Genomic DNA, 12266 nt, shown 5'->3' with positions numbered 1-12266 from the left:
CATGATTTGTTGTCATTTTTGGTTGTGAGGACGACCTCGTGAGTCGACCTGCCGATACTTATGCAGGCCCCATACCCATTGCAAGATGCACAGAGGCGCGAAGCCTCAAAGAGTGGCACGAACGTACAGGAATGTCGCAATTTTATAAACTTTGACGCATTTGATCGTTTGCGAGTGGATTTTCGGGTGCGTGGGGTGCACCGCGGGCGGGCAACCGGGGGCGTCTGGCGCACCCGGTTGGGGCGATCTGTTACTGGCCCAGGCTCACGCCATAGAAGGGTGTCAGGCCGAACGGACTGATCTTGAAGTCGTGCACTTCCCGGCGCAAAGGCTGGAATACCGTCGAGTTGGCGATCGGGGTGATCGGCACCTGTTCCTTGAGGATTTTCTGCGCCTGTTGGTAGAGCTTGACCCGCTCGTCGTGGTCGCTGCTGAGCTTGGCTTTCTGGATCAGCTGGTCGTAGGCCGGGTCGCACCATTTGGCGTAGTTGCTGCCCTTGACCGCGGCGCAGCTGTAGAGCACGCCGAGCCAGTTGTCCGGGTCACCGTTGTCGCCGGTCCAGCCATAGATCATGACGTCATGCTCGCCGTTCTTGGCGCGCTTGATGTACTCGCCCCACTCATAGCTGACGATATTGGCCTTGATCCCGACCTTGGCCCAGTCGGCCTGGATCATCTGCGCCGACATCCGCGCATTGGGGTTGGAGGCCCGTTGCACGGTCATGGCCCAGAGGTCGATGGCGGTGCCTTCGGCCACGCCGGCTTCCTTGAGCAGCGCGCGGGCCTTGGTCGGGTCGTAGGGGGCGTCCTTGATGTTCGGATCATAGGACCATTGGCCCGGCGGCAGGGCGTTCTGCGCCAGCTGGCCGGCGCTCTGATACACGGCCTTGATGATCGCCGGCTTGTCGATGGCCATGTCCAGGGCCTGGCGGACCTTGAGCTGGTCCAGCGGCTTGTGGGTGACGTTGTAGGCGAGGAAACCCAGGTTGAAGCCCGGCTGTTGCAGCACCACCAGGTTCTTGTCCTGGCGCATGATCTCGATATCGGCCGGGCGCGGGTAACCGCTGACCTGACATTCCCCGGCCTTGAGTTTCTGCAGGCGGGCGGCGGCATCCGGGGTAATGGCGAAGATCAGGTTGTCGAGTTTGACGTCCTCGGGTTTCCAGTAGGCCTTGTTGGCCACATAGCGGATCTGCGAGTCCTTCTGGTAACGCTTGAACACGAACGGGCCGGTACCCACGGGTTTCTGGTTGATATCGGCGGCGCGGCCCTGCTTGAGCAACTGCGCGGCGTATTCGGCGGACTGGATCGAGGCGAAGCTCATGGCCAGGTTCTGCACGAAGGCGGCGTCGATATGATTCAGCGTGAAGCGCACGGTCTGCTCGTCGAGTTTTTCGACGTTCTTGATCGTGGTGTTGAGGTCCATATCGCTGAAATAGGGCGATTCGGACGGATAGGCCTTGCGGAACGGGTGATTGGCGTCGAGCAGGCGCTGGAAGGTGAAAAGCACGTCTTCGGCGTTGAAGTCGCGGCTCGGCTTGAAGTCGTCGGTAGTGTGGAACTTCACGCCGGGGCGCAGGTGGAAGGTGTAGGCCAGGCCGTCCGGGGCAACTTCCCAGCTGGTGGCCAGGCCCGGTTCGACCTCGGTGCCGCCGCGTTTGAACTGCGCGAGGCGGTTGAACACGGTTTCGGCCGAGGCATCGAAATCGGTGCCGCTGGTGTACTGGCTCGGGTCGAAGCCGGCGGGGCTGGCTTCGGAGCAGTAGACCAGGGTCGAGGCCGCCTGGGCCAAGGGCGCGCAGGCCAGCAAGGTGGCGGCCAGCAGCAGGGGTTTGAAGGCAATCTTTTCCATTGAAAAGCCTCGAAGGTGCGCAATAGAGCGGGGGAGATCCGACTCTAGCACGGCCTATCCAGGTCTTGGCGCCGGGGCCACCGAGAAAATGAGCCCCGGCAAACACCGTAAGTCCAATGAGCCAGCTTGCTGGCGATGGTCGTCAAGGATAACGCGGGGAATCAGACTGCCCCCGGTGTGGCGACGTTCATCGCCAGCAAGCTGGCTCCTGCAATGAGGGCGTTTACTGCAGGACTTCGATCATCCCCTCGGCATTCATGCTGACCTGGGCCTTGCCGGCTTCCACGTCCAGCGCCGGTGCGTCCTCCTTGGCTGTGGGTTTCATCATCATCATCGCGCCGCGCGGGAACGGCTGTGGATAACCGTTGCTGTTGAGATTCAGGCTGACAATCTTGTAACCCTTGCCGCCCAAGGCATCGGCGGCCAGTTGGGCGCGGGCCTTGAACGCGGCGATGGCCTCCTTGAGCAGGGCATCCTCGCTGGCCTTGCGGGTGCTGCTGGCAATCGCGAAGTCCATGCTTTCCATTTTCAGGTCCTGCATCAGTTCGCCGGTCAGCTTGGACAGCGCGGCAAAGTCGCTGCTTTCCAGGCGCAACTCGGCGCGCTCACGCCAGCCGGTGATCCTCTGGGTCTTGTTGTCATAAATCGGGTAGCTATTGCGGCTGCCCTGGCGCAGGTTGATCTCCTTGACCGCCTTGGCCTGGCCCAGTGCCTTGTTCATGGTGCTGGTGATGTCGGCGGCGAGCTTGGCCGGATCGCTGTTCTGCGCCTCGGTGTAGAGGGTCACGATCATCAGGTCGCGGGCCACTTCCTGGCTGGCTTCGGCGCGCAGGGATATCAGGTTGTAACGCGGCTCGTCGGCGGCCAGGGCCGGAAGGCTGGCGAAGCTACTGAGACTGAGGGCGAGCAGGGCGGCGCGGCGCGTGAAGTGCATATGAAGCTCCTTGGGGTTCGGTGCGCGGGTCGTGTCGGGCAGTCCCGCGTGCAGGTATCAGACTACGGCTGGATTGTCCGGTTCGCGTTGTTACAACTTCAATACTTATAGAGCCGCCGGTCAAGGCGGTGGGATATTGCAAACGCCAGGTAACCTGGAGCAGGGTTTGTCGGGACGCCGCACCGCCGCGACGCTTTTGGCGTTCTCACGAGCCCCTTCGCGAGCAATCGAGCGTCGACCGTACCGTGTTCGGCCTTGACTGAGCGGCAGCGGGGCGAGTCCCCTCGCAACAACGAGCCCTTTGGTCCGCTGTGGCGGTTTGCCGCACATTTGCCTGTCCAGGCCCCGGCTTGGTTATACTCCCGGCGATCCGCCTGGAGCGCTCATCAGGAGAGCTCATGCTCGTCCCCGTTCAACTGCTGTCCGCGACTCGCCAGAACCTCTGGCGCCTGACCTTTATCCGCATGCTGGTCCTCGCTGCCCAGGCCGGCTCCGTGGGCATCGCCTACTGGTTCGACCTGCTGCCGCTGCCCTGGCTGCAACTGGCGATCACCTTGGGCTGCTCCATGGTGCTCTGTGCCTTCACGGTGGTGCGCCTGCGCACCACCTGGCCGGTCACCGAGCTCGAATACGCGGTGCAACTGGCCTGCGACCTGTTTATCCACAGTGCCTTGCTGTACTTCTCCGGCGGCTCGACCAACCCCTTCGTTTCCTATTACCTGGTGCCCCTGACCATCGCCGCGGTGACCTTGCCCTGGCGCTATTCGGTCATCCTCTCCGGTGTGGCGCTGGTGTTGTACACCTTGCTGCTGGTGCAGTTCTACCCGCTGGAAACCTTTCCGATCTCCCGGGAAAAGTTGCAGATCTATGGCATGTGGCTGAGCTTTGCCCTGGCCGCCGCGGTGATCACCTTCTTCGCCGCGAAGATGGCCGAGGAACTGCGCCGCCAGGAAGAGCTACGCGCCATTCGCCGCGAGGAGGGCCTGCGTGACCAGCAACTGCTGGCCGTGGCGACCCAGGCCGCCGGCGCCGCCCACGAACTGGGAACGCCCTTGGCGACCATGAGCGTACTGCTCAAGGAAATACGCCAGGACCATCCAGACCCGCTGTTGCAGGACGACCTGAGCGTGCTCCAGGACCAGGTCAAGTTATGCAAGGAAACCCTGCAGCAACTGGTCCGCGCCGCCGAGGCCAATCGCCGGTTGGCGGTGGAGATGCAGGACGTCACGGTCTGGCTCGACGAAGCGTTGAACCGCTGGCACCTGATGCGCCCGGAGGCCAGTTACCGCTTCCAGCGCCTGGGGCAGGGCGAGGTTCCGCGCCTGGCGCCACCGCCGGACCTGACCCAGGCCTTGCTCAACCTGTTGAACAACGCCGCCGATGCCTGTCCGGATGGCCTGGAAGTCAAACTGGACTGGACCATCGAGACCTTGACCATCAGCATTCGTGACCATGGCGCGGGTGTACCATTGGCGATTGCCGAGCAGATCGGCAAGCCATTTTTTACCACCAAGGGCAAAGGTTTCGGCCTCGGCCTGTTCTTGAGCAAGGCCAGCGTGACACGCGCCGGCGGTTCGGTGAAACTCTATAGTCATGAGGAAGGTGGCACGCTCACCGAGCTGCGCCTACCCCGTGTCGCCCAAGGAGACGAAGCATGAGTGACGAGATCCAGGTCGAAGGCGAGGAACTGCCGCACTTGCTGCTGGTGGATGACGACGCCACCTTTACCCGCGTGATGGCGCGCGCCATGAGCCGTCGCGGTTTTCGCGTCAGCACCGCCGGTTCCGCCGAAGAGGGCCTGATGCTGGCCCAGCAGGACCTGCCGGACTACGCCGCGCTGGACCTGAAGATGGACGGCGATTCCGGGCTGGTGCTGTTGCCCAAGTTGCTGGAGCTTGATCCAGAGATGCGCGTGCTGATCCTCACCGGTTATTCGAGCATCGCCACGGCGGTGGAAGCGATCAAGCGCGGTGCCTGCAACTACCTGTGCAAGCCGGCGGATGCCGACGACGTGCTGGCCGCCTTGCTCTCCGAACATGCCGACCTCGAGACCCTGGTGCCGGAAAACCCGATGTCGGTGGATCGCCTGCAATGGGAGCATATCCAGCGCGTGCTGACCGAGCACGAAGGCAATATTTCCGCCACCGCCCGCGCCCTGGGCATGCATCGGCGGACCTTGCAGCGCAAATTGCAGAAGCGCCCGGTGCGGCGCTGAACCGGTGCTGAACGAATGCTTTTCAAATCGCGCTACGCCGGGCGCGAATCATCTATGATCGGCTGGTGAATTTTCTTACGCTAACCGAGCTTGAAGAATGACTGAGAAGAACGCCGAGTATTCCGCGGTCAACGATGCCGTGCAGGGACAGTTTTTCCGCCGGGTCTGGCAAATGACAACGCCTTACTGGCGCAGTGAGGAAAAGGGCAAGGCCTGGGTACTGCTGCTGGCGGTGATCGGTCTGTCGCTGTTCAGCGTGGCGATTTCGGTCTGGATCAACAGTTGGTATCGGGACTTCTACAATGCCCTGGAAAAGAAGGATGTCGCCGCCTTCACCCAACTGATCCTGTATTTCTGCGGCATTGCCGCCGTGGCGATTCTTGGCGCGGTGTACCGGCTGTACCTGACCCAGATGTTGACCATCCGTTGGCGGAACTGGCTGACCGAGCAGCATTTCAAGCGCTGGCTCGGCCACAAGAACTACTACCAGCTGGAGCAGGGCGGTTACACCGATAACCCGGACCAGCGGATCTCCGAAGACCTCAACACCTTCACCTCGAACACCTTGAGCCTGGGCCTGGGGCTGATCCGTACGGTGGTCAGCCTGGTGTCGTTTTCGATCATCCTGTGGGGCGTGTCGGGCAGCATCGAAGTGTTTGGCTTGACCATTCCCGGCTACATGTTCTGGTGCGCGCTGGTCTATGCGGCGGTAGGCAGTTGGCTGACCCATCTGATCGGTCGTCGCCTGATCGGCTTGAACAACCAACAACAACGTTTTGAAGCCGACCTGCGTTTTTCCATGGTCCGGGTTCGTGAAAACGCCGAGAGTATCGCCTTGTTCAATGGCGAATCGAACGAGAACCAGCGCCTGACCGCGCGTTTCGGCAAGGTCTGGCACAACTTCTGGGACATCATGCGGGTCTCCAAGCGCCTGACCTTCTTCACCGCCGGCTACAGTCAGATCGCGATTATCTTCCCCTTTATCGTGGCGGCCCCGCGCTATTTCGCCGGCAAGATCCAACTGGGCGAGCTGATGCAGATCAACTCGGCGTTCGGCAACGTGCAGGAGAACTTCAGCTGGTTTATCAGTGCCTATTCGGAACTGGCCGCCTGGCGCGCCACCTGCGACCGTCTGTTGAGCTTCCGCCAGGCCATGAGCGATAACGAGGACCGCGTGCGCGGCATCGATGTGCGCAGCGAGGGCGATGAGCTGCAGGTGCAGAACCTCAGCCTGGACCTGGGCAGCGATCGCCATCTGTTGACCGGGGCCGAGATGACCGTGGCCGCGGGTGAGCGCCTGATGCTCAGTGGTCGTTCCGGCAGTGGCAAGAGCACACTATTCCGGGCCATGGGCAATCTCTGGCCCGAGGGCCATGGTAATATCCGCTTGCCGGCCCGGCGCTACCTGTTCCTGCCGCAGAAGCCGTACCTGCCGATCGGCAGCCTGAGCGATGCGATGAGTTATCCACAGAGCGGCGACAGCTATACGCAAGAGCGTTATGTGCACGTGCTGGAAACCTGCCGCTTGCAACACCTGATTCCGCGCCTGGATGAAAGCAATCACTGGCAGCGCATGCTGTCCCCGGGCGAACAACAGCGCCTGGCCTTTGCCCGCGCGCTGTTGTATGCACCGCAATGGCTGTTCATGGACGAGGCGACCTCGGCGATGGACGAAGAGGATGAGGCCGATCTCTATCAAGCCCTGATCGATCAGATTCCGGGTCTGGGGATCGTCAGCGTCGGTCATCGCAGCAGCTTGCGCAAATTCCACCCACGACATCTGCGTATCGAACGCGGACATCTGGTCCCCCAGGAAACCGTCAGCGCATAGTCAACAGTGATCGTACAACCCGGTTGAGCTATGATGCGGGCTCAGCCGTTCAGCCGAGATAGATGTTCGATATGGAAAACCAGAGCGCCGGGCTTCGCCCGACCCGAAAGCGCCGCAGCCTTGCCCAGGAACTGGTCACGGTACTCACCGAGCAGATCCGCGATGGTCAGCTGAAGCGTGGAGACAAATTGCCCACCGAGTCGGCGATCATGGATGCCCATGGCGTCAGCCGCACAGTGGTGCGCGAGGCGATCTCCCGCCTGCAGGCGGCCGGGCAGGTGGAAACCCGGCATGGCATCGGTACCTTTGTCCTGGACACGCCGAGCCCCAGCGGTTTTCGCATCGATCCGGCGACTGTGGTCACCCTGCGCGATGTGCTGGCGATCCTGGAGTTTCGTATCAGCCTGGAAGTCGAGTCGGCGGGGCTGGCGGCGCAGCGACGCACGCCGGAGCAGTTGGCGGGCATGCGCGCGGCGCTGGACGCGTTGAATGAGAGCGCGGCCCATGCCAGCGATGCGGTGGCTTCGGATTTCCAGTTCCACCTGCAGATTGCCCTGTCCACCGGCAACCGTTACTTCACCGATATCATTACGCACCTGGGCACCAGCATCATTCCGCGCACCCGCGTGAATTCGGCGCGGCTGGCCCACGATGACCAGCAGCAATACATGAATCGGCTGGAGCGTGAGCATGAGGAAATCTACCAGGCGATTGCCCGCCAGGATTCCGATGCGGCACGGGCGGCGATGCGTCTGCACTTGACCAACAGCCGCGAGCGACTGCGCCAGGCCCATGAAGCGGCCGAGGCGCAGAAGGGCTAGGCGCTCGGCACCTGCCCGGATCAATCCGAGGGGACACACTGGGGGGCTTGCTAAAGTGAGTCTTCTCCTACGGGGCCCTATGTGTTTTCAGGATCGTCCGATCCACGCGTAGCGCCCACTTCGCCGCCTTGACCTGCGTGGCGAATAGTACTTTCCCCGTCTCGTCCGCTGTCGCCCGGGCAACCGCCACGCCATCGGCCAGCAGTTCCAGCGGCATATCCTTGAGTGACTGAGCCGAAGCCAGTTCGAGTTTCACGGTAAAGGTCATGGGGGCTCTCCTTGTCACTGATGGTTATCGATAAAGGTCGTGGCCTGGCTGTCGAGCGTGCCGATCGGTTCGGCCGAACCGCCGCGAAACTGGCGGAATACATGCCGCGCCGTGGCCCCCACCGAGGCGTCCACCGGCACATTCAAGGTCGGCTGAAAACGCTCGCTCAGTTCGGCATAGGCCGTCCACGGACCGCTATAGGATTCATCCAGCCCCTTGGTGTAGCTGAAGGCATAACGCACGGCATTGCCCGGCAGCCAGTTGGGGTCGCTGGGTGTCTGGCTCTGCCAGCCATCGGCCTTGATCGTCGGGGCCACGCCGGGAGGATTGAGGTAACCCGCGGGCTTGTTCGGCTTGTAGTCCTTGAGCAGCAGATAGGTACTCCAGCCCCACCAGCTATCGCTCTGGCTGCGGTCATTGAGGTTGTTGACATCGTTGCGGCGCATCACGGTGTTGCCCTTGAGGGCGAACAGCGGGGCGAAATTCAGGCGGTCCTGGCTGTTTTTTAGCTTCTTCAGGTCCGGCACCGAGCGCAGCGCGGCGTAGGCCTCGGGGGGAACGACGCTGCCACTGAGAAACACCGCGAACACTTCATCCACTGATTGCTGCACCGCCTGTTTGACCCGGAGCCGGTTGCTGCTGTCGATCGTGTCGAAATAACGCTTGTCGCCATGGCAGTTCCATTGGTCGCCCTGATCGTTGCTGACTTTCAGGCCGAACTTGCTGTCTTCGTCGTGCATGAAGCGGGAAATCAGCGAGCCCACGTCGCTGGGCGTGACACTGTCGGCCAGTTGTTTGCGTGGCACCCGCAAATGGCCGCCGGAGAACAGGTCGGTGAGGAAATGATCGGCAAAGGCATTCATCGCGTAGGCCAGTTCCAGGTCCTGGTCGGCTCCGCTGGCATGGGCCAGGACGGCTTGCTGCAGGGCGGCGGCGTGACCGGCCTGGTAGGCCAGCAAGGCCCATTCGCCGAAGTGGTCCCAGTTGCTGGCGGCCAGTTTCAGGTAGCGGCCCAAGGGATACAGTGGCGAAGCGAAGCTGCCTCCGCCGGTGATCTTGTTCCACTCGCCGGACAGGCTATCGCCCAGTTCGTCGTAGGCTTCGTGAGGTTGCCTGCCGTCCCTGATCGCCTGGTTGGCGGCGTTGATCTCGGTTTTCATCACTTGCAGGATCTGCTGTGCTTCTTCCCGGGAGGCGGGTAGCACCGCCAGCGAGTTGAAGGATGCCGTGAAACGCGCCTGGCGGTCTGCCTGGGTGTTGCCATCGGCGATCGGCCGCTCCGGGATGCCGTAGAAATCCGCGCCCAAAGCGACGATCTGGCCGTAGGTCAAGGCCAGACCGTTGGTCAGATGCAGTTCAACCTGCCAGGCCGGAATGGCCGGGGCGTCCTTGGCAAAACGCAGCAGGACGCCGTCGCCGATGGCGGTATGTTCGCCGCCTTCGAAACGGGCCTGTGGTTTGCCCTTGAGGCCGTCGCCGAGTGCGCCTGGCGAATGATACTTGAGGGTGTGATGGGCTTCGGCGAGGAGGATCACCCTCGCGCCGTCGCCCGGAATAGCAATGCCTGGTTCGCTGAAGAGGGTGTCCAGTGCGGCAATGACCTTGCCGTCGTGCAGTGGGAAATCCTTTGCGCGCCTTTGAGTGGCTGACATGTCTGGCTCCTTGATATGTCGTATTTTTCATTCAAGATAACTGTACGTATATACAGTTTAATTCGAGCATAGATGAAAATTTTCCTACGTCAAGGACGGAAACGGTTGTGAGCTTTGTTGAGCTATTCCTGTTGACCTTTTCATTTTAGGTTGTACGATGACGTATGACATCAGCCAGTCTGCGCTGTCTCTATTCATCACAACGTGCTTTCCAGGGTGTTCGAAAAATGAATCCACAAGAACTGAAGTCCATCCTCTCCTCCGGCCTGCTGTCCTTTCCGGTGACCGATTTCAATGCCCAGGGCGATTTCCATCGCGCCGGCTACGTCAAACGCCTGGAGTGGCTGGCCCCTTACGGCGCCACCGCGCTGTTCGCCGCTGGCGGTACCGGTGAGTTCTTCTCCCTGGCAGCCAGCGAATATTCCGAAGTGGTCAAAACCGCCGTCGATACCTGTGCCGGTAGCGTGCCGATCCTCGCCGGTGTCGGTGGCGCGACCCGCCAGGCCATCGAATACGCCCAGGAAGCCGAACGCCTGGGGGCCAAGGGCCTGCTGCTGCTGCCGCACTACCTGACCGAAGCCAGCCAGGACGGGGTTGCCGCCCACGTTGAAGCCGTGTGCAAGTCGGTGAAGATCGGCGTGGTGGTCTACAACCGCAACGTCTGCCGCCTGACCGCGCCGTTGCTGGAACGCCTGGCCGAACGGTGCCCGAACCTGATCGGCTACAAGGATGGCCTGGGCGATATCGAACTGATGGTGTCGATCCGTCGCCGTCTCGGTGACCGTTTCAGCTACCTGGGCGGCCTGCCGACCGCGGAAGTCTATGCCGCGGCCTACAAGGCCCTGGGTGTGCCGGTCTACTCTTCGGCGGTGTTCAACTTCATCCCGAAAACCGCGATGGATTTCTACCACGCCATTGCCCGGGACGATCACGCCACCGTCGGCAAGATCATCGACGACTTCTTCCTGCCGTACCTGGATATCCGCAACCGCCGCGCCGGTTACGCGGTGAGCATCGTCAAGGCCGGGGCGAAGATCGTCGGCTATGACGCCGGCCCCGTGCGTACGCCACTGACCGATCTGCTGCCGGACGAATACGACGCCCTGGCCGCGCTGATCGACAAGCAAGGCGCACAGTAAGAACGAATAAACCAGGCCGCTGAGCAATCAGCGGTTTTTTCGGTTCAGGAGGTTTTCCGTGGCAGATGCAAAGCGTTTCGATAACTACATCGGCGGCCAGTGGGTTGCCGGTGCCGAGTACTCGGTCAATATCAACCCGTCGGACTTGTCCGATGTCATTGGCGAGTACGCCAAGGCTGACCTGGCCCAGGTGCAATCGGCCATCGACGCCGCCCGTGCGGCCTTTCCCGCCTGGTCCACTTCGGGCATCCAGGCCCGCAGCGATGCGTTGGACAAGGTTGGTTCGGAAATTCTCGCCCGTCGCGAAGAACTGGGTAACCTGCTGGCCCGGGAGGAGGGCAAGACCCTGCCCGAGGCCATTGGCGAAGTGACCCGCGCCGGCAATATCTTCAAGTTCTTCGCCGGCGAATGCCTGCGCTTGTCTGGTGATTACCTGCCGTCGGTGCGTCCGGGCGTCAACGTCGAAGTCACCCGTGAAGCCCTCGGCGTGGTCGGCCTGATCACCCCGTGGAACTTCCCGATTGCCATTCCGGCCTGGAAAGTCGCCCCGGCGCTGGCCTACGGCAACTGCGTGGTGCTCAAGCCCGCGGAGCTGGTTCCGGGTTGTGCCTGGGCCCTGGCGGAAATCATTTCCCGTGCCGGTTTCCCGGCCGGTGTGTTCAACCTGGTGATGGGCAGCGGTCGGCTGGTCGGCGACGCCATGGTCAACAGCCCGAAAGTCGATGGCATCAGCTTCACCGGCTCCGTCGGTGTCGGTCGGCAGATCGCGGTCAACTGCGTGTCGCGCCAGGCCAAGGTGCAGTTGGAGATGGGCGGCAAGAACCCGCAGGTCATTCTCGACGACGCCGACCTCAAGCAGGCGGTCGAGCTGGCGGTGCAGAGCGCGTTCTACTCCACCGGGCAACGTTGCACGGCGTCCAGCCGCTTGATCGTCACCGCCGGGATTCACGACAAGTTCGTCGAGGCCATGGCCGAACGCATGCGTTCGATCAAGGTCGGACACGCGCTCAAGAGCGGTACCGACATCGGTCCGGTGGTGTCCCAGGCGCAACTGGAGCAGGATCTGAGCTACATCAATATCGGCCAGTCCGAAGGCGCGCGCCTGGTGTCCGGCGGTGCGTTGGTGACCTGCGATACCGAAGGCTATTTCCTTGCCCCGACCCTGTTCGCCGACAGCGAAGCCGCGATGCGCATCAGCCGCGAAGAAATCTTCGGCCCGGTGGCCAACATTGTCCGCGTGGCCGATTACGAAGCCGCGCTGGCCATGGCCAACGACACCGAATTCGGTCTCTCCGCCGGTATCGCCACCACCTCGCTGAAGTACGCCAACCACTTCAAACGTCACTCCCAGGCCGGGATGGTGATGGTCAACCTGCCGACGGCGGGTGTGGATTACCACGTGCCGTTCGGTGGGCGTAAAGGTTCGTCCTACGGTTCCCGTGAGCAGGGCCGCTACGCGCAGGAGTTCTACACCGTGGTCAAGACCAGCTACATCGGTTCGTAACCTGCTTCACCCGCGCGGGGCCCTTGCCTGGGGCTCCGTGCGGTACATCC

The 12266-nt window shown here is 62.0% G+C and carries 10 protein-coding genes; 6 read left to right on the top strand and 4 right to left on the bottom strand.

All coding sequences use genetic code 11. The features are described from left to right. Window positions 1–250: 250 nt before the first annotated feature. Together PFEN_RS06960 and PFEN_RS06955 are read right to left on the bottom strand one after the other, a co-directional pair. A complete protein-coding gene (locus tag PFEN_RS06960) occupies window positions 251–1852 on the bottom strand; it encodes an ABC transporter substrate-binding protein (protein WP_191486170.1) in 1602 nt (533 codons plus the stop codon). 223 nt (window positions 1853–2075) lie between these two features. Beyond that, window positions 2076–2786 carry an SIMPL domain-containing protein gene (locus PFEN_RS06955; protein ID WP_191486169.1) on the bottom strand — a complete coding sequence of 237 codons (711 nt, stop codon included), beginning with the start codon at window positions 2784–2786 and terminating at the stop codon, window positions 2076–2078. Window positions 2787–3184: 398 nt separating this feature from the next. On the opposite strand from PFEN_RS06955, the gene PFEN_RS06950 reads away from it, so the two are divergent. From PFEN_RS06950 to PFEN_RS06935, 4 genes are all read left to right on the top strand, one after another. Further along, window positions 3185–4444, top strand: a complete 1260-nt coding sequence (locus tag PFEN_RS06950) for an ATP-binding protein (protein ID WP_191486168.1) — start codon at window positions 3185–3187, stop codon at window positions 4442–4444. Beyond that, window positions 4441–5001 carry a response regulator transcription factor gene (locus tag PFEN_RS06945; protein ID WP_191486167.1) on the top strand — a complete coding sequence of 187 codons (561 nt, stop codon included), beginning with the start codon at window positions 4441–4443 and terminating at the stop codon, window positions 4999–5001. Before PFEN_RS06950 ends, PFEN_RS06945 begins: the two co-directional genes overlap by 4 nt. Before the next feature lie 97 nt (window positions 5002–5098). Beyond that, window positions 5099–6832 carry an ABC transporter ATP-binding protein/permease gene (locus PFEN_RS06940; RefSeq protein ID WP_191486166.1) on the top strand — a complete coding sequence of 578 codons (1734 nt, stop codon included), beginning with the start codon at window positions 5099–5101 and terminating at the stop codon, window positions 6830–6832. A 71-nt stretch (window positions 6833–6903) separates the two neighbouring features. Then, a complete protein-coding gene (locus tag PFEN_RS06935) occupies window positions 6904–7653 on the top strand; it encodes a FadR/GntR family transcriptional regulator (RefSeq protein ID WP_191486422.1) in 750 nt (249 codons plus the stop codon). A 67-nt stretch (window positions 7654–7720) separates the two neighbouring features. Here the strand turns inward: PFEN_RS06935 and PFEN_RS06930 are convergent, their stop codons facing one another. Both PFEN_RS06930 and PFEN_RS06925 read right to left on the bottom strand, forming a co-directional pair. Further along, window positions 7721–7921 carry a hypothetical protein gene (locus tag PFEN_RS06930; protein ID WP_191486165.1) on the bottom strand — a complete coding sequence of 67 codons (201 nt, stop codon included), beginning with the start codon at window positions 7919–7921 and terminating at the stop codon, window positions 7721–7723. 14 nt (window positions 7922–7935) lie between these two features. Further along, window positions 7936–9573 (bottom strand): phospholipase, encoded by a 1638-nt coding sequence (locus PFEN_RS06925; protein ID WP_191486164.1) that lies wholly within the window; start codon window positions 9571–9573, stop codon window positions 7936–7938. A gap of 227 nt (window positions 9574–9800) precedes the next feature. Between PFEN_RS06925 and kdgD the strand changes: the two genes are divergently transcribed. Both kdgD and PFEN_RS06915 read left to right on the top strand, forming a co-directional pair. Then, complete coding sequence (kdgD, locus tag PFEN_RS06920; RefSeq protein WP_191486163.1) at window positions 9801–10712, top strand: 5-dehydro-4-deoxyglucarate dehydratase; 912 nt, start codon at window positions 9801–9803, stop codon at window positions 10710–10712. A gap of 58 nt (window positions 10713–10770) precedes the next feature. Beyond that, on the top strand, window positions 10771–12216 hold the full coding sequence (locus PFEN_RS06915) for an aldehyde dehydrogenase family protein (protein WP_191486162.1): 1446 nt from the start codon (window positions 10771–10773) through the stop codon (window positions 12214–12216). Window positions 12217–12266 lie beyond the last annotated feature (50 nt).

Source organism: Pseudomonas sp. FEN (assembly GCF_904067045.1).
In the GTDB taxonomy this organism is placed as follows: Bacteria; Pseudomonadota; Gammaproteobacteria; order Pseudomonadales; family Pseudomonadaceae; genus Aquipseudomonas.
This window is presented reverse-complemented; position numbering and strand designations above follow the sequence as displayed.

Excerpts from the sequence above, each read along its gene's own strand:
- PFEN_RS06960 (WP_191486170.1), bottom strand. The coding sequence starts at position 1,852 with ATGGAAAAGATTGCCTTCAAACCCCTGCTGCTGGCCGCCACCTTGCTG.
- PFEN_RS06955 (WP_191486169.1), bottom strand. The coding sequence starts at position 2,786 with ATGCACTTCACGCGCCGCGCCGCCCTGCTCGCCCTCAGTCTCAGTAGC.
- PFEN_RS06950 (WP_191486168.1), top strand. The coding sequence starts at position 3,185 with ATGCTCGTCCCCGTTCAACTGCTGTCCGCGACTCGCCAGAACCTCTGG.
- PFEN_RS06945 (WP_191486167.1), top strand. The coding sequence starts at position 4,441 with ATGAGTGACGAGATCCAGGTCGAAGGCGAGGAACTGCCGCACTTGCTG.
- PFEN_RS06940 (WP_191486166.1), top strand. The coding sequence starts at position 5,099 with ATGACTGAGAAGAACGCCGAGTATTCCGCGGTCAACGATGCCGTGCAG.
- PFEN_RS06935 (WP_191486422.1), top strand. The coding sequence starts at position 6,904 with ATGGAAAACCAGAGCGCCGGGCTTCGCCCGACCCGAAAGCGCCGCAGC.
- PFEN_RS06930 (WP_191486165.1), bottom strand. The coding sequence starts at position 7,921 with ATGACCTTTACCGTGAAACTCGAACTGGCTTCGGCTCAGTCACTCAAG.
- PFEN_RS06925 (WP_191486164.1), bottom strand. The coding sequence starts at position 9,573 with ATGTCAGCCACTCAAAGGCGCGCAAAGGATTTCCCACTGCACGACGGC.
- kdgD (WP_191486163.1), top strand. The coding sequence starts at position 9,801 with ATGAATCCACAAGAACTGAAGTCCATCCTCTCCTCCGGCCTGCTGTCC.